We start from the raw sequence: 21,752 nt of genomic DNA on the forward strand, positions 1-21,752 counted from the left end.
TAAAATTACTCTTTAGAAATGAATCGAAGACGAATGATTTTAAAATCTATATTTGAAAGAAATTGAAAGATATCTAAATGTCCAAGGATAGAACTGAGTTAATTAAGAATTATCGCTCGCGGGTTAAGGCTGCGAATAAGGAATTACCAAAAAAGGAAGCGTTTAAGGATCTCTTAAATCGTTTATACGCTGGTGATAAGGATATCGAAAAAGTTATTGATAAAATTACTGGCGGGTCAGAAGCGACTGTATTGAATATTCCCAGGAAAGATAAATTGCACAGAGGAAGTGCTGATTCTCTTTACAATAAAATTATTATTGAGTTCGAAAACGACCTTAAAGTTTCTTTAAAGCATGCTAAGGAGCAGTTAGCTGGTTATTTGTTAGGACAATTTAATTCTGGGGAGGGCTATAATTTTACTTTAATTGTTACAGATTGTATTACTTGGAAGCTATTTGCTCCTGATGTAATGCAGCTGGAAGATCTGGAAAATCTAAAGGAAGATGAGTTGGTGCTAAATGAGATCCCTTCAGCTTCGTTTATCTTAACAGATAACAATACTGAAGATTTTTATTATTGGATCGATCGTTTTCTTTTTAGGGAAGAGAAACAAAAAGCCACATTAAAACGTATTGAAGAATCTTTTGGTTATCAGAGCAATGTTTTTATTGAATCTTTTCGAGAATTGACAAAGCACTTTGACGAAGTTAAAAGGTTTGGCGAAGTACAGGTTTCCTATGAACAATGGCGGAAGTTTTTGTCTATTGCATATGGTTCATTTGATGCAAGTGAGAACAATTTCTTGATACATACCTATTTGAGTATTTTTTCCAAAATGCTAGCATATGCTGTGGTTAGTAATGACGATTATATAGAGGAAGATGAGTTGAAAGGAATTATAAATGGAACCATATTCAATAAGTATAATATTCAAAATTTTGTTGATAATGATTTTTTCCACTGGATTGGAAGTGAGAGGGATTTTCGGGGGCTGAAAAAAGCTTTTCGCGTTATCGCCCAGGAAATTTCCTCCTTTGATTTCAATAATGTCGATGAAGATATTTTAAAGGGAGTCTATCAGGAGTTAATCGACCTTGATACACGACACGCATTAGGAGAATATTACACGCCTGATTGGTTGTGTGAGCGGGTAGTTAAAGAGTATTCTTTCAATGAAACTGATAAAATTTTAGACCCATCTTGCGGTAGTGGTTCATTTCTTCGTGCAGCAATACATCGTATTAAAGAGCTAAATCCAGAGATTTCAGTAGAATCATTAAGTAATAATATTTACGGCATTGACATACATCCATTGAGTGTTCAGATTGCTAAGACAACAATGTTGATAACGTTGGGCAAGGCCATTACCAAAGCTAAAAAACCAATCCATATCAATATTATTCTAGCTAACACTTTGCTTGCTCCCGAAGGAGTTAAAAACCTTTTTGGCGGTGAGTTTTTGATGCAAATTGATAAAGAAAAACTATGGCTTAATACCCAAGTGTTTGAAGATGTTCACTTATTTGATGAAGCGCTGGAAGTGTGCGAAAATTTAGCGGAGCTCAGCATGAACAAAAATAAAGAAACGAAACAAACTTTTGAGAATATACTGGTCAGACGATATAAACAGGGTGGGTTAAATCCTCAAATTATTGATAGTTTTTACCAGATATATGAGTCTCTTAAGTTTGTGAAAGAATCTGGACGTGACACAATTTGGAAGTTTATCGTACAAAATCTTTATAAACCATATTTTTTAAATAAAAAATTCGATTATGTTATCGGTAATCCACCGTGGTTTACTTACGCTTCCATAAAAAATGAGGAATACCAAAATCAATTAAATATTTTAGCAGAAAAATATGGAGTCAAGCCTGTAAGAGTTGCAAATTTTCCTCATCTTGAGATTGCTGCGATTTTTCTTGCTTATTGTAGCAGTTACTTTTTGAACGATAATGGTAAAATTGCCTTTGTTTTACCCCGTAGTTTTTTCAGTGCTGATCACCATGACAATACTCGAAGCGGAAAAGCAAAAGGTTTTCGCTTGACAAAAATATGGGACTTAATAGATGTATCACCTTTGTTTAGAATTCCAAGCGGTGTTTTATTCGCCGAGAAAGCGGTAGTAAAAAAGCAAATTCCAGGTACTGGACTAAATGGTTTATCTTTTTCTGGTAATTTGCCGTCCCATAACTGTAACCTTAAAACTGCTGAACCCAAATTAACAGAGGAACACAATAACTGGTTTTATATTCAGCAGGGAAAATCTTCTGCTTTTAGTACTAGAAAAACCAAATCACAGAAAAAGGTTAATCCGTATAAAAAACTATTTAAACAGGGAGCTACGATAGTTCCCAGGACTTTTTATTTCATTGAACTCGCTCAGGAAATGCCTGATGATTGGGAAGACAGAATTATCAATGTCAAAACATCAGACGATATTCAGCCTGATGCCAAAACACCTTGGAAAGGGCTTTCTTTTACAGGGAAAATCGAGAGCAATTTTATTTTTAGAACAGCGCTCGCGAAGAGCATATTGCCATTTGCACTATACAAACCTGATCTAGTTGCTTTACCTATTACAGTAGAAACTGGAGATGATAACATCAAAAAAATCAAGCTCTATTCAGCAGCAAGGCTTTTGCAAGAGGGATACAGTGACGCCGCTAAGTGGTTTCAGCACACTGAGAATACCTGGAAAATTCATAGGACTGAAAAAAACGGCAAAATTACTTCTGAAGATTATCTCAATTGGCAAAATAAGCTCGTCGACCAGAACTTAAATGAGCCATATCTTGTTCTTTATAATGCTTCCGCAAAAGATGCGAATGCGACTGTGGTTAAGAGAGCTGAATTAGACTTAGATTTTATTGTAGAGAGCAAGGGTTATTTTTTGACTACAGGAAATCTAAATGAAGCATTTTATCTGACTGCAATCCTCAATTCTACCACCCCTAATCTGATGATGAAAGATTTCCAGACAAAGGGTTTGTTCGGAGCCCGTGACGTACACAAGAGAATTTTAGATATCTACTATCCAGTTTTCGATGAAAATGATGCTAAGCACTCTCGAATTTCAGAATTATCAAAGTTGGCACATGAGATTGTCTCAACGTTCTTAGAGGGTATCGATAAAACCAAAAAGGTTGAGGGATTACAGTTAGGAAGAATTCGTTTAGATATTAAGGAACATTTGAGTCAAGAAATGAAAGAAATAGATAAACTCGTTAGACAGATAATTCGATAAAAGATATTATCTGTTAATTGGCTTTGTCTGACTATTTGTTTTAGAAATATTATTTTTAAATTAGAAACAAACTTATAACAGATTATGGAAGAGGAAAATTTAGATATTTTATTTAATGATGAAGACTTCGTGACTGATAGCGAAATCGATACAACTGGAGATAGAAATTGTGATTGTACTGGTGGGAGTGCGTGATGGAAAATCTAATTCCAATAAAATCTCAGAATTTGTTAATATCGGAAATTGACGATGGGTACGTTGGTATCGTGAATACGTGGAAGCCAAAAAGCCTTAAAGTCATTAATTCTAAACAGAATTCTCTTTTAACAGAGATTGATGGTAAGAGTACTATATTACAGATTAGTAAAAAGGTTGGCATAGACATCGAAGAAATCTTTAACTTCTGTAAAATGTTAGAGCCTAATGATTTAGTTCGATTTGATCAGTCTTTTTCATCCATTGAACGACCCGAGGAACCATCAACTTTGAGCCTTTGGATCCACACTACCAATAAATGTAATTTAACCTGCAATTACTGTTATATTCCAACTCTTAATACCACTGGTGGCATGGATGTAAAAGTACAGTCAGAGTTGCTTATAAAACTTGAACAAACAATTATTTCTAGAAAACTCAGAATGGTTAAACTTAGATTAGCAGGTGGTGAACCCCTAATCAAGTTCAAAGAGTGGAAAGTTTTTATAGAAACTGCCTTCGTAATAGCAAAAAGGAATGATTGTAAAATAAAGGTTAGCTTTTTAACTAACCTTACGGTACTCACTCAAGAAATTATTTCTTTTTCTAAGCAATATCAAATTGGTTTTGGCGTATCAATCGACGGTCTAAAGGAAAATCATGATGATATTAGAAAATTTCGTAACAACAAAGGCAGCTTTGATATATTACTTAATAACCTCAATTTGTTGATAGAAAACGGAATTTCGGTTTCGACATCTACAGTAGTGAATAACTATAACTTTTTCGGTCTTCCTGAATTGACACGCTTTTTAATTGATAAGGATATACCTTTCCGGTATTCAATCGTAAGGGGAGAATATGTTGACAGACTTTCAATTAGTAATTATTTGATGGAATGCTATAAATTGATGGAGCGGTCGATTGAGGATGGTTGGCGTTTTTCCAATCATACATTATGCGACTTAAAGCCGAGCGAATTGGGCTTTCAAACATGTGGTGCTGGCTTCTCAGGTGGAGCAGTATACGTTGACGGGGGTATTTATTATTGTCACGTTCAATTTGGTGGGCAAAAGCAAGAAGTAGATAATATTTTTAATACTTCGATAGACCTTTTATCGATGATTGAAAAAGGAAATGAATATGAGGGTAGTAAATCTGATGATTGTCAAAGCTGTAACTATAAACATGTATGCACAAGTGGATGTCCAATGTTTAGAGAAAATGGCAAAGACCCAAATTGTGGAATCTACCACCAATTCATTCCAATCATATATAAACTACAGGCAAAAGAAAGGTTCTTAGAAATAAAGAAAAATTATAATGTCCGAATTTGAATATTATATCAATGAGATTATAAAACTGAAAGTAGAGGTTCTTATTTCATTTGCTGCTTTTGTGGTTTCTTTCTTTGCCTTGGTAACAACAACGTATCAATTGGTTATACAACGACAACATAATCGTAAATCAGTTAGGCCAATTGGTCAATTGAAATGTCTTGATAGACAAGAGACGCTCTATGTTTATCTTACTAATGACGGGATGGGGCCATTAACCGCTACTAAGCTGATTTTTAGAAAAGATAGCCTTGAATATTTCAATATAGAAGATTGCCTAAACCTAGATCCTAAAACATACTTTCATGCCTTGATAGATAGTGAAAATCAACGAACAATTTTGCCCGATGCTCACATCAAAATTTTTGAGGTCTTATACCAAGAGACAGATGAAGAAGATAAACAGATTCTTAGAAAAGAATTATATAATATGGTGGTAGAGGCACACTATAAAGATATCTATGGTAAAAAGTTTAAAGTTTCAAGGGACTTAACTTTTTTTTCAAGACATTTTGGTGCAGAGGACTACTTATAGCCAACTTAATTGTCTATTTTTTAATGACCTAGTTTAACATTAACAATACCGGGTCAATATTCAAGATTTTAAATAATGATTTAAAAAAGTTATTTTAGAGCATTAACATCTCAACTTTAAATGACTAAATATAAATTCTGCCACAAGAATGATTAATGTTTCCAATCTTCATGGGGCCGATGGCAGCTTTCTAGGCTTTCTTTTCCAAATCGAACGTGCACTTTTGTGGTTGAGTTCATCACAAGAAGACGCTGTTGTCGGTATTGAAGTGGACGAGGATATTACCGTTAGATTAACGGATGGTGAAGAAATTCACAGCATCTATGAGCAAGCCAAGCATAGCATAAGCAAAAAAATACCCTTTAGCGATAAAAGCGAGGATCTCTGGAAAACGTTGGCCATATGGGTTGAAGCAACAAGTACAGGAAGGTTCAACATCAAAAATTCGACACTTTCCTTTCTGACAAACCGAAAAATGCCTTCCTCAAGGTTAGTATATACCCTTCATAATGAAAAACTGACAAATCTTTCCAACACGAACCATAAAAATGAATCTATCATCAATTTAGCAAAACGACTGAAAATTGAGGCTGGAAAATTACCCAAAGCGCTGAAACCTTATCGGGAGATAATTGAAGAGTGCCCCAATGACGTACTTGTGTCAATAATTGATAGAATTACTGTTTTAGATAACGCTGTTGTCCACGAAAGAAATTCACTAAAGAAAACCCTTAAGGGCAATCTGCATATTTCCGATGATATTCCTTTTGATAGCGTCTATAACGGACTTTTTGGATATGTTGCAGACACGCTGATTATGCTCTGGCGAGAAAGAAAAGCTGGGTGGATTTCAGTTAAAGCTTTTAACCAGCAATATATACAACTGGTGACGGATTTCAAGCGTAAATCCTTTATCGAGAAAACAGTTGATTCCCTTCCTGTTGGCCTGAGCGATATATCAAAAAACAGGGGTAAAGTGTTTGTGGAACAGCTCAATTTAATTGGAGGTGACGAAGAAGAGATTATTGACGCAATCCATGATTATGTGAGGGCGGCATCGGAAAGAAGCCGTCTCGCCCAGGATGGAGAAATCTCGGAAAGCAAGTTCAGAAATTATTTTGATGATCTTCTTAACCACTGGAAAAGTATTTCCAAGCCAAAGTTTAAATATTGCGGTCCCTCAGATTATACAAAGATTGGATACGAGGTTTATTACAAGTCGTTATTATACAAGGGTAAGCTCAATAATTATGAGCCTGAGCAGGGATATACCCACCGGGGCTCTTACCACTATCTGGCAGACCAGGTACAATTAGGCTGGCATCCAAAATGGGAGACTCTTAAAAAAAAGAAAGACGATGAAGGTTAACGAATTTGATATATTCCAGAACAAACTCATCGGCGCACACGTGATATGGGAGTTTTCCAAATATTATAGAATGCACCACGAACAAAAGAATTCCCCTAACCTGATGCATGTAATGCCTGTGTTGCCGCTGTGTTTAAATAAGCGTGTTGTTTCTGGGATAAAAGAAAGAAATCTTAGGGAAGGAAGTATGCTTAAAGCATTGGATGAACATAAAGATCTTTTTTCCGGATTACAGGAAAGAATGGAAGAAATGGCTGACCTCACGCTCCAAAGTATTTTTATGGGATCGGTTTCCGGATTATTGATTTATCAACGGGAGACTGGTTTAGTTATTGCAGGAAGCAGGAATTTCCCCAATATTCTAAAAAATCAGATTGGTGGAACTTATGATTATGCCGACATACTAAGCGCATCGAAACGAATAGGTGCCTGGTTCAGCCAACTGAACCTCTCTGAACTAATGTTGTACTTTAACATCTCCTACTAATGAACTTTAGGATCAAATCGATTTTTTTAATTCCAAAAAATGAAGAAAAGGATATTCGAAAAATCGAATTCTCCTTAGACAAGGTAAACGTTATAACCGGTGGAAGCGAAAAAGGAAAGTCTGCACTGATAGCTATTGTCGATTATTGTTTGGGCAGTGAAAAGTGTAGAATTCCGACCAGAAAAATCAGAAATTATACGGAATGGTTCGGGATACATGTTCTGTTGGATAATGAAGTCGAAGTAATCATAGCAAGAAAGGAACCCGGTGATTTTATGGCCTCAGGAGAGATGTATCTTAAAGAGGGATATAAATTGATGATATCAAAAGAAATTATTGCAAATTGTAATGTCTCAGATGTTAAAAGACGTTTAGATGCGATTGCTGGTCTGACGGATCTTAATTTTGCAGAAGATGCGTCAAAGGCTGGTTTTGATTCCAGGCCAAGTTTTAGGGATTTTACCTCATTTCTATTTCAGCCTCAATATATTATCGCTAATCAGGCAAGCCTTTTCTACCGGACGGATTCTATGGCTCACCGCCAAAAATTGATCAGTATTTTCAATTACGTTTTGCAGGCAGTGGACAACGACTATTTGGAACTCAAGGAAGAATTAAAGTCTATCGAGAGAAGAATCTACGAGCTAAATAGAGAGGTCGAAAAAAAGCGTAGAAGTGTAAACCGTCTACTCGGGGAATTACGCGGCTATTTTGTGCAAGCAAAGGAATTCGGACTTTTGGTCAATGAGGTTGAGCCTGCTGGAGAAAACAATACATCCGAATATTTGAAAGTTCTAAAAAAGATTCCGCTAGAAGTATCTGGTGGAGATTTTACGTCCACGCCGCTTAATGCTGTAACAAACACCTCCCAGAGGATATCAGTGTTGACTGCTCAAGAATTGAAGTTTGCCTATGAGCTTCAAAACCTTAAGCATAGACAAGAATTAATAGATAGACTTGTGGATGGGAACGATACCTACAGGAATGACTTACTAAAACAGCATGGACGACTCAAAACATCTGAGTGGTTCAGTAAGCTGCTTTCTGAGCACGAACAAAAATGCCCATTTTGTTTAACGGCAACAAATAGCGGTAAGGAATATGTGTCTGCCTTAATATCTACAAATAATAAAATCATTAGTCAGGGTAGACAGTTAAATGATAATATAACTGTGCTGAAAAGCGAGCAAAGAAAAATTAAAGGAATTATTTCTGAAGTTATTCAAAGAATAAATGAAGTACGTCAAGAGTTAGCCTTTCTTCGCAAATCAAGCCAGGACGACAATAGACAACTAAATACAATAAATTCCATTTACAGATTCTCTGGAAAGGTAGAAACTGAGCTTAAAAATTATGAAATTTTCACTGGTGACAATTCTGCGGAATTGGAAATAATTGAACTCGAACGCAGGCGTACAGCTATTAGTAAAAAAGTAAATCAAGAGGTAATCCTCAATAAAATTAAAAGAGCAAAGAAAAAGATTACGGATATAATCTCTTATTATGCAGAAATATTCAAGGCAGAAAACTATAATGAATTAATCCAATTTAATGAGAAAGATCTGACTTTAACTTTCGTTTCTGAAAATGGCCGGACTGACGCCTTGTATGAGATTGGTTCAGGTTCTAATTTCATGGCCTACCATATTTCGACAATATTGGCTTTTCATGAATTTTTTCTAACGCAGGTTGATCATCCATCACCTAACTTTATTTTTTTGGATCAACCTACACAGGTTTATTTTCCCGAGAAAAATGATACGGAAGGGGATGATAAAAGTGAAGACAGGGTTCGGGTAGAGCGGATTTTTATTGCGCTGGATAATGCAATAACACGTACAAAAGGAAAACTTCAGATCATCATCTTAGAGCATGTGGGAGAGTATGCGTGGGAAGGTTTGCAGAATGTAATAAAAATCAAAAGGTGGCGTGACGATGAAGCTGATAAGGATGATAGGGCGCTAATTCCGAATTCATGGTTCGAAGGATAGTATTGCCAAAAAAAAATATCAAAACAAGAATAACTATGGCACATAGCTGGGAAATCAAGTTCGAACACAAAAAGGCGCTATCGTTAGAGGATTCTACTTTTATTTTCGAGCAAAGTGAAAAATTCTTAAATGACATAAGCGAGTCGCATAAATCCGTGGTTGAAAGAACTTACACTTCTCTTGCGATTTGCGTAACCATCTTGACCGCGCTAATCGCTTTTATCACAGAGCGTGTGGAGTCCGGAAAGGATTGGGATGATTCGTTGACTTTGTGCGCTATCCTGACGACCATCTATGTGTTTTTTGGGGTTGTATCTTTATCGCGGAATATTCGTTCAACCAACTATATGGGGTTGGGAAGCCCACCAATAAATTTGTTTTCAGATAGAATTATGGCCAGGAATGTGCCGAGTGATAAACGTATAATCAGAGTTATAGTCTCTGAGATTGAACGTTATCAGTTCCGTGTGGAAGTTAACAGGGAAATCAATCAAAAAAAATGGAAGGTATTCAATTTGGGTATATACTGGCTACTTTCCATTCCTGTCTTTTTCTTCACGCTTTACCTAATTATCATCGCTGCCAAGTGATTCACCGATATCCGGAGTATCACCTTTTACGATAACATCATTGTAATCAGATGGTACGGTATCCCAACCATTATCATCATTTGGCGCATCCTCGTCCGGATCAGGGTATTTAAGATTCATATGATTAAAGTTTAGACTTAAAGATAGGCAAAAATCACTACAGCAACAATATTCCTTCCGGATTTATACAGATGCTTTCTAATTAAAGTCGCTGTCACCTGACCTTGTCAAAGCCAATGCCCCGCTTTATAATTGTGTTCTTTGTTGTTGTGTTTCCCTTTTTTTCTCGTTGGGGCATGTTGAACTGCGTAAAAATTCGACAGTTCGGCGATTATATGATAAGTATTATTATTTCTTCTGCAAATGCAGAAGATCTCAGTGCAGTGAAACTGAGCATACAGCGGACCATCGGGGTTCCTTTTGAGCTTCTGGTTATCGAAAATTCCGGCGGGAGGCTTGGCATCTGTGAGGCTTACAACCAGGCGGCCGCCCGGGCAAGGTTTGAGCTGCTATGTTTTATGCATGAGGATATTCTTTTTATGACTCAGGACTGGGGGAGGGTGGTTCTGCAGCATTTTTCCGATACCAGGGTGAGCCTGCTGGGTGTCGCCGGCTCGACCTATAAATCCCTGAGCCCCTCGATGTGGGTGGCGGAGGGTATTTTAGGGGAGACGGTGAGGATTAATATTATCCAGCATTTTAAATACCGGAAAATCCCGCCGATGAATCTGGTGGTGAATCCCGGGGCAGAGGCGATATCCCGGGTGGCGAGTATTGACGGGCTTTGGATGCGCATGCCTAAAAAGATATTCCCATGAATTCGGATTCGATGCGGGGCTGCTCAAAGGCTTTCACGGTTATGACCTTGATCTCTCGCTCCGGATAGGGCGAAAATATGGGGTGTATGTGATCCACGCCATCCGGCTCCGCCATTTTTCTGAAGGCCATTCCGGCTGGGAATGGATGGAGGCTATTCTCAAAGTACACCAGAAGCATAGCAGAGTACTTCCGGTAAATGTTGACGGACTTTCGGGGCGGGATCAGATGCTGAGTGAAAAAAATGTGCTGCCGCTACTGCTCCTCGATATGCGGAAAATGGATTATTCGCTTGAAGACCGCTTAGGGTGCTTTATCAGCTGAAACTCTATTGGTTCATCCCTGTCGTCGAGTTTATTAAGTTTCACCATAAGATACTCTTTAATAACTTACTGTCCAAACACCTGAAGGCTGCAAAACAACCGGGTTCGGGTAGATTGGTGAAACTTTAAGATTAGAGGTGGGGGCAATGAGGGGGGTGTGAGGCCTGCGCGTTTGGGCAGGACATCCGTTTTTCATAAAGGATTCTCAGGCGGCTTTTGGCCCTGGTCATATAGGTTCTGGAGGCATTTTCCTGGATGTTTAGCAGTCTAGCAATTTCCTGGTGCCTGTAGCTTTCGATTTCGTGCATATTGAAAAATGATTCGCTGCGTGTGGGGAAGCAGGGACAAGAGTTGAAGGATATCTCTGACCTGTAGAGCTTGCAAATAAACAGGGTCTAAATAACTTCAAAGAGAGCGCCATGAATATTGAATTAACTATTTAAAAATAAGGTATTTACATAACAAATCAAAAAAATATTAATCAAATAATTACTTATATATTCTATTTAGGTCGGAGCGACAGAACTTGACTAAAGGGGCATTTTGAAAAGAGATTTAGGTGGACAGACTAAAGTAGATTGAACCCGTCATACTTGCAATAGATTTGTTATAAGTTCTTGATTGTCCATATTTCTAAATTGGCAAGATGGTTCAAATACATTGGTATGTCCAGGTTGATCATATATTTTCAGGTAATAAATAATCATCCGGTTATTGCTAAACTATACATTTGATTCGATTTATTGTAGTATTAATAAGTCTTTTTAATTTGTTTTTGTTTATTTGTTTTATTGTTGTTTCACATACAAACATTCGCTGAAGGAATAGATCTTTAAAACTGGGCGTGGAAATTTTTTTGATGAATTTATTTCGTCAAGCAAAAAGCATCGTTCATGCTTCCATATCGATCGTTCATCAAAATAATTTGTTTTAGCAGCGGTTTCTATACAAATTTATAAAAAGGTTTTAGTGAGGGATTTCTGCTTGATTAGGGACTGAAATTAATATTGTTTCGGGCTGTTAAATCTAGCCAAAAGGTGGACTGTTTTTAAAGAAGATCTTTTAAAGATAGAGGTGTTTTGGATTTTATGTAACATGGGGAATCATACTAAATGTATTATTCCTAATATGTTTATATGGAAGTTAAGCTTACAGTTTTGTCATTTATAATGGCGGATTGGTGTAAAAAAAATGACTGGCTAAAATCTTTATTTCAAATTTGTAAACCAAACTAAATTAATGATATGACGCTCTTTAAAAAAACTATCCTCCGGGTATTAATTTTCTGTGCCTGTATTCTCGGCAAAACGACTGAAATAAACACTTATTATATCTATTTTAAAACCTCAATACTATGATTGACTGCTACGTAATTGGCGAACTATCCACAGTAGAATTGTTATGTGATTACATAAACAGCTATCCCGACACCGAACTAAAAGGGTTTGCATTTAATGCTCCTGATGGCTTCAGTCCTGTTTTTTCTATTAAACCGGATATTGTTTTTTTAGATTCAGCGTTGCTCAAAAGTTATGAGCCCTGGCTTTCCAGAATCCGGCAGTTCGCTTCCATCATCATTATTTCTGACGATACGCTTAAAGCATTTGAGGCTTTTGAAAATCTTGCCTTTGATTACCTGCTGAAACCGCTGCCTTTCGACAGGTTTATCAAGAGTATTTATAAATATAATCATCTTGCGCAGTTGGCCAAGGTTGGTAAGAGGGTGGAAAAACATATGATTACTGATTCTTTCTTCATTAAGGCTGATTCTCGTGGACAGAAGGAGATTCTTATAAAATGCCAGGATTTAATTTATGTTGAAGCGCTACAAAATTATGTAATCCTGCACATGAGTGATGGGGCAGCTTATACCTGCTACAATAGCATGAAAGAAATGGAGGATAGTCTGCCTGAGGTGGAATTCATCAGGGTACACAAATCCTACATCATCAATGACTCGAAAATTGTTTCAATAGAGGGCAATACCATTTCGCTTATGGGTAGTAAGCCCTACCAGGTGCTGATAGGAAACACCTATAGAAAAGCTTTTTCCGAGCGGAAAAATAAACGGATGATTAAAAAGGAAAGACAGCCGCTTCAGGTTGCCGTTCACTCAAAAATTGCACTCTCCTTGAGCATTTTTTTCATAGCCCTTAGTCAGTATCTAGAAAACTTAATAGCGGATGCTTTAATTTTTATCTCGTTATGAAAGGCATTAAGTTGACTTTGCTTTGTTGCCTTTTGGTGTATTGTATGGGATGTTCCGAATTTTTTGAGCCTTCACTCAAAGATACGCGCATCACATTACTTGCGCCTGCTGATAGCCTGGAGACTAGTGAGTACAGGCAGAGTTTCTGGTGGACTGGCAATGCTGACGCGATTTTCTATCGCCTGCAGGTCGTTAAACCTAGCTTTGATAAAGCCGCTACGTTGATATTGGATACGGTTATCACGCAGGATAAATTTATCTATACACTTGAACCCGGAAAATACCAGTGGCGGGTGAGGGCTGAAAATGGGAGCAGTCAAAGCGAATACTCAGTTAAGAGTTTTGAAGTCTTTCCCTCATCACTTTCTGCCCAAACGCTTCAGGTTTTGAATCCTTTAAATACTTTGATGACCACAAATGAGTCTGTCAAGTATGATTGGCTTAGGTTGTTTGGTTCAAAGCACTACCGTTTGCAGGTTGATACTGCCAGCTTTTTGGACACAACCAAACTGGTGTTGGATGTGCTAAGCGAAAATCTGAGTTTTACCCAAACCTTAAAAAAGGAAGGTAGATATGAATTCAGGGTTAGGGCAGAAAACGATGCGCAGCGCTCTCGCTGGTCTGAGGTTCGGTATTTTGTTTTTGACAAAACGCCTCCCGAGCAGGTCATTCTGCGTTACCCTGCAAATAGACAGGGATTAGCAAAAAATATCCGGCTCCAGTGGCAAGATAATGCAGATGCGGAAAAATATGAACTCGCGGTCTATAAGAGTGATTCAGTGACGCTGTTTCAAAGTTTTCCACAAATAACCGGCTCAAATGCAGCAAGTTTTAACCAGGGTGATGCTGGTGAACAAATTATCTGGCGGGTTAGGGCATTGGATAGGGCGGGAAATAAAGGGGCTTTTAGTTCCTTCTTTTCTTTTACTATCCAATAATATGAAAACTAAAAGCACGGTGTATGTCCTCATTGCCTGCGTTGCCGCAGTCTGGGGTATAATATTCTTTAAAGTATTCACCGGGATTTCCGGTGAAGAGGAAGGTCAGGTTACGCAGGAGCGGGCTAAAAAAATTGAATACTTTAACCTGGTGGATCACCGTGAGGAGATTTCTGAGTTGGAGTCTGCATCTCGCGATCCCTTTAAGGGGCTTGAATACAAACAGCAGGAGAATGACCTGACGGTAGAAAAACCCGGTTTGGTGCCTGCACCGGTAATGCCTTTGGCCGCTAAGCCACAGGTGAACTGGTCGGGGATTTACTATAGAGGGTATATCAGCAATCCGGGCAGTAAGCAAAAAATCGCAATGCTTTCGGTAAACGGAAAAGAGGCGATGCTTAGCGTGGGCGAGAGTTTTGGTGGGGTAAAATTGTTAGCATATGCTACCGATTCTGTAAAAGTATCTTATCAGCAGGCAGTGAAATATATCATAATTAAATGAAAGTAGGGACATTAATTTTAGTGGTGAGTATGGGATTACTAGGCGCTGTTCAGGCACAGTCCGCCAGGGATTTTTTAGATGCAGCTGACTACCGTCACACGATAACGATGAATGGATATAAGCAAAGCTTTTTTACCCGTTCATCGGGTGTAAAGGTTTTTGTTGACAGGGATAAAACATATTACTGGTATGCTAACAATACCATCAGTTCTACCCAGGGTGGGTTTGATGGAAAATTGCTTCATGGTCAGTATAATGAGTTTTATGCGGACAAGAATTTGAAGGTGCAGGGTAATTTTGAAAATGGATTAAAAGTGGCCATCTGGAAAAATTGGTCAGATGGGGGGCTTTTGAAAGAGATTATTGAGTTTAAAAATGGGGTTATGGATGGAAATTTTTTTAGGTATAATTCGCATGGTTTGCTCGAAGAAGAGGGACGGTATAAGCTGGGTAAGCTGCATGGAAAGGTTAGGCGCTATAGGGGAAAAGATAGTATTGAGGTACTTCTTTTCAAAAGAGGGGAATTGCAGCTCAGTCCAGATTCTAATGCCTCGGGAGTGGTTAAACGGTTTTTAAAGAAGATACCTTTTGTCAAAAAGAAATAGGTGTAAGTATAATAGGATAAAGATGCACCAGGCTGCATTCAACCTGGATGACAAAATGTGAATAGGGTTTTATTGATGAGCAATATAGGAATAGGTAAGATGACTCTCCAGGAAAATCGCGTTTTGTATGATGAAATACGTGCCTACCAAATCAAAGTGGAAAGAGCCAATTAGCCAGAGTATGTTTTTCAGGGAGACTATAAATTAAAAGGATTAAAGAAATTGCAAAAACTTCATTCGGACAAATAAACTTACTGATCAGAAAAACCGGATATCAAATCTTAAAAAATATCAAAACATGAAAATTAGCTTTATTTTCTTTGTAGCGTTTAGCGTATGCTTAAAAGTTCATGCCCAGACCAATACATTCCCATCCAACGGAAATGTTGGGTTAGGTACATTGTACCCAACTACTGGTTTGCAGCTTGGAGAATTGAATGGCAACATCACATCAAAACAAATTATGATTCCTGGTACTTATAATTTTGAAAAGGTAATGCTCGGGCAAATTGGCAATGGGAATAGCGCCCTAGAAATGGTTAATCACAATTCAGCCGAAAGTTCTTATGGAGTAAGGATACTGGCTAACATAGATAACGGAGGACCAGGTCTGCAGCTGCAGTACGCCCAACCTAAATCAAACTATTCAGAACTTGAGTATCAAACCGGGTTGATGCTGAGTGTCTCAGGCAATATTGGTATTGGTACTGTTTCGCCAAATGAAAAACTTTCCGTTAATGGCAAAATACGCGCCCAGGAAGTGAAGGTCGAAACAGCCAACTGGCCAGATTATGTTTTTGAGCAGAATTATAAACTAGACGAGCTGAGTGTATTAGAAAATTTTATAAAAAGACATAAACACTTGCCGGAAATGCCGGATGCCAAAACACTTGAGCAGGATGGATTGATGCTCGGTGATATGGTGAAACTTCAGCAAAAGAAAATAGAGGAATTGACGCTACACCTTATTGATAAGGATAAAATCATTCGTGACCTTTTGCAAAGAATGGAAAAAGTCGAAAATCAATTGACCACTAAATCAAAATATTAAGATGAGCACATCGAGGAACTTATTTGTCATCGCTTTGATATTTCTGAACACTAGCCTTAATGCCCAGACCAATACCTTCCCTGCGACAGGGAATTACGCAGGATTGGGAACCCTGTCTCCATTAAGCTGGTTTTCCGATAAGGTATTCCAAATTGAAGGTACCAGGCCTACGCTCCGGCTAGCCCCGTCGGCAGATGGGGATTTAGGAACCATACTGCTAAAAGGGAAATTCAGCGATGGTGATCCACGCTCCGCTGATGAATTTCACCTGAACTACAAGAGTGAGGCGGCAAACCCTTATGTAGAATTTGGTGGATACAAAAATGGGGCTAAAACAATTTTAAAGATCATGGGGACAGGTCTGGTTGGCATCGGAACGGATACGCCCTCTGAAAGATTATCGGTAAATGGCAAAATCCGTGCGCATGAAATTAAAGTTGAAACCGCAAACTGGCCGGATTATGTGTTCGAAGCAACCTACAAAATACCATCTCTATCCGAAATCGAGCGATTCATAAAAACTCACAAACGGCTACCAGAATCGCCATCTGCGGAAGAACTCGAAGTTAATGGTATTGCCGTGGGTGATATGCTCAAATTGCAGCAAAAAAAGATTGAAGAACTTACCCTGCATTTGATTGAGAAAGAAAAAGCGATGACTTCACTGGAGAAGCGAATCGTTGAAATTGAACAAAAACTAAAATCTAATTAATGCCCTTATATGAAAAAATTGATATTCACGATTGTCTTTGCCCTCCCTTTGATTTTGCAAGCACAAACCAATAATTTTCCTACATCTGGAAATGCTACAATCTATGATTATTCACCTTCACTATTTTTGCAAAGAAATACAAATGCTGGGGGTTTCACTCAGGGAATACAAACAAAATTGGTAGATGGTACAAATAACTGGTTTTTCGGGAATTTGAACACAAGTAATTTTTTGATTAGTAAAGGTAATCATGAACATGCATTTTTCTCAGTTTCATCAAATGGTAATATTGGGATCGGAACAGTCGATCCTGATAATGTTCAAAGCTGGCAGAAAGTTTTAGATGTTTATGGCAATGTCAATTCTAAATTTCTGGTGCGGTCGAGTTCTGTCAAAACTGGTGTCTTCTCGCATGAGACATGGGGCTCTACCACCATCGGGAGAATAGGAACAGAGAGCAATCATGATTTGGGGCTCATGGTGGGGTACGGGAACATTGTGATGCAGCTGAAAACCAATGGTAATGTTGGTATAGGTACTGATACCCCCAGAGAAAAGTTATCCGTAAATGGCAAAATCCGGGCACATGAAATTAAAGTTGAGATGGCCAACTGGCCGGATTATGTTTTCGAGGAGGATTATGAAAATCAATCATTGGAAGGATTGGAAGGTCTCATTAAAACCAACAAGCATTTGCCTGATGTGCCATCGGCGAAAGATGCACAATCTAATGGGGTGGATTTAGGAGAATTGAATAAGTTATTGCTGAAAAAAATTGAGGAGCTGACGCTGCATATCATTGAAATCAATAAGGAACTCAAGGTTCAGAAGCTTGAATTAAATCAGCTTAAAAATCGAAATTAAAACTTTATATTATGTTAGAGAAATTAATACAGGTTATATTGCTGATGCTCATCAGCTCGGTTTGTTGCATGGCCCAAAGCAACCATTTTACTTCAGGTGTAACGATCGACCATGGCACCAATCTCAGTATGAAGGCGCCAGTCTGGGCGCCCTCTGATCCCGGGGATATTGTTTTCAGTAAGGCAGATGGTTCAGAAATTGCCCGGATTTATTCGTTCAATAACTCTTCGTCTAATCAAAATTCGATTTATTTCGCAACCGGTATAGGAATTGAGACCAGACTACTCATCGCGGACAATGGTAATATTGGAATTGGAACTAGCAGTCCTTCTGAGAAATTATCGGTCAACGGGACCATCAGATCAAAAGAAGTCAAGGTTACCATGCAGGATTGGCCAGACTATGTTTTTAAGGATGATTATGCACTGTGGACGCTGGAGAAAACAGCGAAATACATTAAAACACATCAGCACCTCCCTGATTTGCCTTCAGCAAAAGAGATAGAAAATGACGGACTCAAACTTGGAGAAATGAATAAACTTCTGACGAAAAAGATTGAAGAATTGACTCTACATATCATCAATCAGCAGAAGTTAATCAATGCGCAGGATAAAAGATTATCAGGGTTGGAAAAGCACTTGAAGAATAGCTTTAAGAAATACTAATTCAATATAGTTCAAAATCAGAAAATGATGAAAATTATTTATTCTTTTTTATGAATTCAGTAGCCTATTCGCGCAGGATCCGAACATAATTGTTGTTTTAGCAGTACCATCTCATGGTAAGCGAGGTAGGCCAAATTAGTACTTAAAATAACCATATCCTCTGAGTGCTTAGAGAAAATGAATAAGCTGCCTCTGAAAAAAATTAAAGAGTTAAATCTCTATATTATTGAACAAAATAATTAGATTTTAAACCTTACAAAAAAGTTAAAATATGAAAAATAATTGTTTCTTGGCAGCTTTGCTCTTTTTAGGATTCAACGGAGGTGCGCAAAATACATTTCCAGCGAATGGCTATGTTGGAATAGGTATTACCAGTCCGAATGCATCACTTCATTTGGTTGAGCCTTTGGGTGGATTTGTAGATGGCGTAATTGCACCATCAAAGTCTATACTGAAATTTTCAAGAGCAGGAACATTCAATCAATCCTATGTCGAATCTGCCGAGTTTAGAATAGGGCACGGTGGTCCATCGGTTTGGGGAAGTCGCCTTGACCTTTATATCAATGGGCCATCAAACGATACTGCCATCCCAGATATGCAAGTCATGAGCTGGCTTTACAATGGAAACGTAGGTATCGGAAAACTTTATCCGGAAGCAAAGTTAGATATAAACGGTAGCACAATTATTACCGCAACGTCCTATGATGGAGCATCAGCACCAACAAATATTTCATCCATAAATGCTTTAAGAATAAATGGTACCATTCCATCATCTAGTCACAATGGAATTACCTATCAAAGTGAGGGAGGCGGTGGGGCGGCGATAGGTTTCTTCCGTGGAGGTGGTTATGATACCGGAATTGATTTTTATACAAACGATGTGGCCTATGCCCCTGGAAACATCCTAACTCGAATGCGAATCTCAGCTTCTGGAAACGTTGGAATCGGTACAGTAACTCCATCGGAAAGACTTTCTGTAAATGGTAAAATACGGGCACATGAAATCAAGGTGGAGGCATCGAATTGGCCGGATTATGTTTTCGAGCGGGGATACAAAATAGCTTCTCTGGCTGAAACGGAAAGTTTCATTAAAGCGAATAAACACCTTCCTGAAATGCCTTCAGCCAGCGAGGTTGAATTAAATGGTTTAGAATTGGGAGAAATGAATAAACTGCTTTTAAAGAAAATTGAGGAATTAACCCTGCACCTGATTGAGCAGGGCAAAGAAATTATGGCTTTAAAGGATAAGGTATCCAAAAGATAATTGTAGATGATAAAGGCTGGCGCTTTATATTTTTCCATTGTGATAAGTTTTATGATTGCTGTTATTTCAGCATCTGTTATCATGCTTGCCGTTCATTACCGTAGCAGCTACCTTAAGTCCATCCGTTATAACCGCCTGTTGGTAAATTTGGAATCGGCCAGGATGATGGTCTTGGCCGATGAAAAACTGGAAGGCCTAAAAGCCTTCGATTTATTTGGAGAAGGTTCGGATAGCGTGGCCGTTTCAAAAAGGAACTGGGGGATATATAAAGTGGCCTGGGCTAAGAGTTTTATATTATCAGACACGCTATCGGATGCTTTTTTGATAGGGAAGGCAGATACCTTAGACCGTGTTTCGCTATACCTGAGTGATGAGGACCGGCCATTGTCTGTTAGCGAGGGCACCCGCATCAGGGGTAATGCTTTGCTGCCAAAATCGGGGATAAAATCCAGCTATGTTGATGGCAAGCCTTATACGGGTGATAAGCTGGTCTATGGCATAATTGGCGAAAGCCAGCGGACTTTGCCTGAGCTGGATGGTGATCTCATCAAAGGCTTGTCTCATTATCTGGATGAAAGCTTAGAAGAGTTAAGATGGTTTAAAGGGCAGGCACTTACGGTATCCTTTATGCAGCCTGTAGCTGTTTTACGGCTGAAACCCAACACAAGGCTAAGCGGAACAGTTTCTGGTAATGTGATACTGCGTTCTGATACCTCAGTGGTCATAACTGCGGATGCAAAGCTGGATGGCATTCAGGTCTATGCGCCTTATATCCGGGTTGAAGATAATTTTAAAGGCAATTGCCAGCTTTTCGCCAGGGATTCTATATCCGTCGGGCAGGGTGTAAGTTTTGATTATCCCTCTTGTCTGGGCTTGATTCGCACCACACTGTCAGGCGATTCGCCGGAAATCAAAGCCGGGGATAACCTGCGGTTTTCCGGGCTTATGTTTAGTTATGAGTCCAAACGTTCGCCTTTTCAAACCCGCATTGGATTTGGGAAGCATACCCGGATCAGCGGAGAGGTATACGCAGCAGGCGTAGTTAAATTCGAAAAAGGAATGATATTAAAGGGCAAGGTTTCCTGCAATCGCTTTCATATGCAGACCCCGCAGACTTTATATGAGAATGTGCTTGTTGATGTGCAGCTAAACAGGCAGGCCAGAAGTAAGTATTACTTAAGTACAGGATTAATAAAGGCACTAAAGGGTGAAAGTAAAGTAATGAAATGGCTGGATTAAAAAACAAAAAACTGGAGGGTTCAACCTTGATAGAAGTGTTGGTTGCCATGGTGATAATTATGGTGATATGCTCCATTGCCATGGTCGTTTTCAATAATGTGCTTTCCGGGGGGGTATCATTTAAAAAGGTCACGGCCCAGAACCAGATAAATGTTTGGATGAAAAGCATTGAAGATTCTGGTGAATTCGAAGAAGAAACGGTTTGGCTGGATAGCGTAGAGTACCGGATGAGCATCAAGCCATCAGACTTCCCACTTATCAATGTGCTGGAAATTAAAGCCTATCAGCGAGGCAAGCCAATTGCTGCGTTAAAAAAATATGTTCAATTAAAGACTGAAAATTGAAAAAAATACAAGCCTATACGCTCATGGAAGTAACCATAGCGATGCTGCTTTCAGCAGTTACAATTTCAATCTGCTATATGGCATATGGGCTAATCAGCCAGTATTACCAGCGCTATCAGCTGAAGAATGAGCGCTCGGATGCGGTGATTGGCTTGCGGCATGTTTTGGAGCGTGATTTTAACAACAGCCGGTATATACTAAAAAGCGGTTCGGGCATTGAGCTCGAACAGGATAGTAACCATATTGTTTATCATTTTAACGAAAAGCTCGTGCTGCGGGAATTAACGGGGGTTCATACAGACACTTTCAAACTGGATTATGCGCCGGTGCGCAGCTATTTTGAGGGTAGGGAAGTGTTGGAAAGGGATACTATTGACCGGCTGGAAATCGATCTGCTACTTGGGGGTAAGGATGTTGCCAGGCTCAGGATTGATAAACGCTACAGCGCTGAGGATTTATTTAACTAAG

22 protein-coding genes are annotated in these 21,752 nt (G+C 38.7%); 20 read left to right on the top strand and 2 right to left on the bottom strand.

The genetic code is table 11. The features are described 5' to 3' along the window. The first annotated feature begins 77 nt into the window (after window positions 1-77). The 7 genes from QWY86_RS15375 to QWY86_RS15405 all read left to right on the top strand — a co-directional run bounded on the left by QWY86_RS15375 (window position 78) and on the right by QWY86_RS15405 (window position 9,752). Window positions 78-3,248, top strand: coding sequence for an N-6 DNA methylase (locus QWY86_RS15375; protein WP_290243269.1), 3,171 nt, complete (start codon window positions 78-80; stop codon window positions 3,246-3,248). Window positions 3,249-3,475: 227 nt separating this feature from the next. Beyond that, entirely contained in the window at window positions 3,476-4,780 is a 1,305-nt protein-coding gene (locus QWY86_RS15380) for a radical SAM/SPASM domain-containing protein (RefSeq protein ID WP_290243270.1), read from the top strand. Then, window positions 4,767-5,315: a hypothetical protein gene (locus QWY86_RS15385; protein WP_290243272.1), complete on the top strand. Its 549-nt coding sequence runs from the start codon at window positions 4,767-4,769 to the stop codon at window positions 5,313-5,315. The genes QWY86_RS15380 and QWY86_RS15385 overlap by 14 nt, the downstream gene beginning before the upstream one ends. A 148-nt stretch (window positions 5,316-5,463) precedes the next feature. After that, complete coding sequence (locus QWY86_RS15390; RefSeq protein WP_290243273.1) at window positions 5,464-6,684, top strand: ABC-three component system protein; 1,221 nt, start codon at window positions 5,464-5,466, stop codon at window positions 6,682-6,684. Beyond that, window positions 6,674-7,171 carry a three component ABC system middle component gene (locus QWY86_RS15395; RefSeq protein ID WP_290243274.1) on the top strand — a complete coding sequence of 166 codons (498 nt, stop codon included), beginning with the start codon at window positions 6,674-6,676 and terminating at the stop codon, window positions 7,169-7,171. Before QWY86_RS15390 ends, QWY86_RS15395 begins: the two co-directional genes overlap by 11 nt. Next, the gene (locus QWY86_RS15400) at window positions 7,171-9,162 is read left to right on the top strand and encodes a DUF3732 domain-containing protein (protein ID WP_290243275.1); all 1,992 of its coding nucleotides are present in this window, start codon (window positions 7,171-7,173) and stop codon (window positions 9,160-9,162) included. Before QWY86_RS15395 ends, QWY86_RS15400 begins: the two co-directional genes overlap by 1 nt. A 35-nt stretch (window positions 9,163-9,197) precedes the next feature. Next, the gene (locus QWY86_RS15405) at window positions 9,198-9,752 is read left to right on the top strand and encodes a hypothetical protein (RefSeq protein WP_290243276.1); all 555 of its coding nucleotides are present in this window, start codon (window positions 9,198-9,200) and stop codon (window positions 9,750-9,752) included. Here QWY86_RS15405 and QWY86_RS15410 read toward each other — a convergent pair. Then, window positions 9,729-9,872, bottom strand: coding sequence for a hypothetical protein (locus tag QWY86_RS15410; protein ID WP_290243278.1), 144 nt, complete (start codon window positions 9,870-9,872; stop codon window positions 9,729-9,731). The two genes, QWY86_RS15405 and QWY86_RS15410, sit on opposite strands and share 24 nt — an antisense overlap. 116 nt (window positions 9,873-9,988) lie before the next feature. On the opposite strand from QWY86_RS15410, the gene QWY86_RS15415 reads away from it, so the two are divergent. Next, entirely contained in the window at window positions 9,989-10,570 is a 582-nt protein-coding gene (locus QWY86_RS15415; RefSeq protein ID WP_290243280.1) for a glycosyltransferase, read from the top strand. A 452-nt stretch (window positions 10,571-11,022) separates the two neighbouring features. On the opposite strand, the gene QWY86_RS20150 is transcribed toward QWY86_RS15415, so the two are convergent. Next, window positions 11,023-11,199, bottom strand: coding sequence for a sigma factor-like helix-turn-helix DNA-binding protein (locus QWY86_RS20150; protein WP_353958924.1), 177 nt, complete (start codon window positions 11,197-11,199; stop codon window positions 11,023-11,025). Window positions 11,200-12,245: 1,046 nt separating this feature from the next. Here QWY86_RS20150 and QWY86_RS15420 point away from each other — a divergent pair. The 12 genes from QWY86_RS15420 (at window position 12,246) to QWY86_RS15475 (ending at window position 21,751) form a co-directional block, all read left to right on the top strand. Next, complete coding sequence (locus QWY86_RS15420) at window positions 12,246-13,100, top strand: LytR/AlgR family response regulator transcription factor (protein ID WP_290243281.1); 855 nt, start codon at window positions 12,246-12,248, stop codon at window positions 13,098-13,100. Beyond that, window positions 13,097-14,038 (top strand): fibronectin type III domain-containing protein, encoded by a 942-nt coding sequence (locus QWY86_RS15425; RefSeq protein WP_290243283.1) that lies wholly within the window; start codon window positions 13,097-13,099, stop codon window positions 14,036-14,038. The genes QWY86_RS15420 and QWY86_RS15425 overlap by 4 nt, the downstream gene beginning before the upstream one ends. A gap of 1 nt (window position 14,039) precedes the next feature. Beyond that, window positions 14,040-14,540: a hypothetical protein gene (locus QWY86_RS15430; protein WP_290243284.1), complete on the top strand. Its 501-nt coding sequence runs from the start codon at window positions 14,040-14,042 to the stop codon at window positions 14,538-14,540. Then, a complete protein-coding gene (locus QWY86_RS15435) occupies window positions 14,537-15,145 on the top strand; it encodes a toxin-antitoxin system YwqK family antitoxin (protein WP_290243285.1) in 609 nt (202 codons plus the stop codon). Before QWY86_RS15430 ends, QWY86_RS15435 begins: the two co-directional genes overlap by 4 nt. 298 nt (window positions 15,146-15,443) lie before the next feature. Beyond that, window positions 15,444-16,196: a hypothetical protein gene (locus QWY86_RS15440; protein WP_290243287.1), complete on the top strand. Its 753-nt coding sequence runs from the start codon at window positions 15,444-15,446 to the stop codon at window positions 16,194-16,196. A 1-nt stretch (window position 16,197) separates the two neighbouring features. Further along, the gene (locus QWY86_RS15445) at window positions 16,198-16,908 is read left to right on the top strand and encodes a hypothetical protein (protein WP_290243289.1); all 711 of its coding nucleotides are present in this window, start codon (window positions 16,198-16,200) and stop codon (window positions 16,906-16,908) included. 9 nt (window positions 16,909-16,917) lie between these two features. Next, entirely contained in the window at window positions 16,918-17,772 is an 855-nt protein-coding gene (locus QWY86_RS15450) for a hypothetical protein (protein WP_290243291.1), read from the top strand. 11 nt (window positions 17,773-17,783) lie between these two features. Further along, entirely contained in the window at window positions 17,784-18,437 is a 654-nt protein-coding gene (locus QWY86_RS15455; protein ID WP_290243293.1) for a hypothetical protein, read from the top strand. A 271-nt stretch (window positions 18,438-18,708) separates the two neighbouring features. Next, window positions 18,709-19,701: a hypothetical protein gene (locus QWY86_RS15460; RefSeq protein ID WP_290243295.1), complete on the top strand. Its 993-nt coding sequence runs from the start codon at window positions 18,709-18,711 to the stop codon at window positions 19,699-19,701. Window positions 19,702-19,707: 6 nt separating this feature from the next. Then, entirely contained in the window at window positions 19,708-20,940 is a 1,233-nt protein-coding gene (locus tag QWY86_RS15465) for a hypothetical protein (protein WP_290243297.1), read from the top strand. Next, the gene (locus QWY86_RS15470; protein WP_290243299.1) at window positions 20,928-21,284 is read left to right on the top strand and encodes a type II secretion system protein; all 357 of its coding nucleotides are present in this window, start codon (window positions 20,928-20,930) and stop codon (window positions 21,282-21,284) included. The genes QWY86_RS15465 and QWY86_RS15470 overlap by 13 nt, the downstream gene beginning before the upstream one ends. Next, window positions 21,281-21,751, top strand: coding sequence for a PulJ/GspJ family protein (locus tag QWY86_RS15475; RefSeq protein WP_290243300.1), 471 nt, complete (start codon window positions 21,281-21,283; stop codon window positions 21,749-21,751). Before QWY86_RS15470 ends, QWY86_RS15475 begins: the two co-directional genes overlap by 4 nt. Window position 21,752 lies beyond the last annotated feature (1 nt).

This window comes from Pedobacter aquatilis (assembly GCF_030409415.1).
GTDB lineage: Bacteria > Bacteroidota > Bacteroidia > Sphingobacteriales > Sphingobacteriaceae > Pedobacter > Pedobacter aquatilis.

Excerpts from the sequence above, each read along its gene's own strand:
- QWY86_RS15415 (WP_290243280.1), top strand. The coding sequence starts at position 9,989 with ATGCCCCGCTTTATAATTGTGTTCTTTGTTGTTGTGTTTCCCTTTTTT.
- QWY86_RS15375 (WP_290243269.1), top strand. The coding sequence starts at position 78 with ATGTCCAAGGATAGAACTGAGTTAATTAAGAATTATCGCTCGCGGGTT.
- QWY86_RS15470 (WP_290243299.1), top strand. The coding sequence starts at position 20,928 with ATGGCTGGATTAAAAAACAAAAAACTGGAGGGTTCAACCTTGATAGAA.
- QWY86_RS15405 (WP_290243276.1), top strand. The coding sequence starts at position 9,198 with ATGGCACATAGCTGGGAAATCAAGTTCGAACACAAAAAGGCGCTATCG.
- QWY86_RS15425 (WP_290243283.1), top strand. The coding sequence starts at position 13,097 with ATGAAAGGCATTAAGTTGACTTTGCTTTGTTGCCTTTTGGTGTATTGT.
- QWY86_RS15455 (WP_290243293.1), top strand. The coding sequence starts at position 17,784 with ATGTTAGAGAAATTAATACAGGTTATATTGCTGATGCTCATCAGCTCG.
- QWY86_RS15465 (WP_290243297.1), top strand. The coding sequence starts at position 19,708 with ATGATAAAGGCTGGCGCTTTATATTTTTCCATTGTGATAAGTTTTATG.
- QWY86_RS15420 (WP_290243281.1), top strand. The coding sequence starts at position 12,246 with ATGATTGACTGCTACGTAATTGGCGAACTATCCACAGTAGAATTGTTA.
- QWY86_RS15445 (WP_290243289.1), top strand. The coding sequence starts at position 16,198 with ATGAGCACATCGAGGAACTTATTTGTCATCGCTTTGATATTTCTGAAC.
- QWY86_RS15435 (WP_290243285.1), top strand. The coding sequence starts at position 14,537 with ATGAAAGTAGGGACATTAATTTTAGTGGTGAGTATGGGATTACTAGGC.
- QWY86_RS15400 (WP_290243275.1), top strand. The coding sequence starts at position 7,171 with ATGAACTTTAGGATCAAATCGATTTTTTTAATTCCAAAAAATGAAGAA.
- QWY86_RS15460 (WP_290243295.1), top strand. The coding sequence starts at position 18,709 with ATGAAAAATAATTGTTTCTTGGCAGCTTTGCTCTTTTTAGGATTCAAC.
- QWY86_RS15410 (WP_290243278.1), bottom strand. The coding sequence starts at position 9,872 with ATGAATCTTAAATACCCTGATCCGGACGAGGATGCGCCAAATGATGAT.
- QWY86_RS15440 (WP_290243287.1), top strand. The coding sequence starts at position 15,444 with ATGAAAATTAGCTTTATTTTCTTTGTAGCGTTTAGCGTATGCTTAAAA.
- QWY86_RS20150 (WP_353958924.1), bottom strand. The coding sequence starts at position 11,199 with ATGCACGAAATCGAAAGCTACAGGCACCAGGAAATTGCTAGACTGCTA.
- QWY86_RS15395 (WP_290243274.1), top strand. The coding sequence starts at position 6,674 with ATGAAGGTTAACGAATTTGATATATTCCAGAACAAACTCATCGGCGCA.
- QWY86_RS15385 (WP_290243272.1), top strand. The coding sequence starts at position 4,767 with ATGTCCGAATTTGAATATTATATCAATGAGATTATAAAACTGAAAGTA.
- QWY86_RS15390 (WP_290243273.1), top strand. The coding sequence starts at position 5,464 with ATGATTAATGTTTCCAATCTTCATGGGGCCGATGGCAGCTTTCTAGGC.
- QWY86_RS15450 (WP_290243291.1), top strand. The coding sequence starts at position 16,918 with ATGAAAAAATTGATATTCACGATTGTCTTTGCCCTCCCTTTGATTTTG.
- QWY86_RS15430 (WP_290243284.1), top strand. The coding sequence starts at position 14,040 with ATGAAAACTAAAAGCACGGTGTATGTCCTCATTGCCTGCGTTGCCGCA.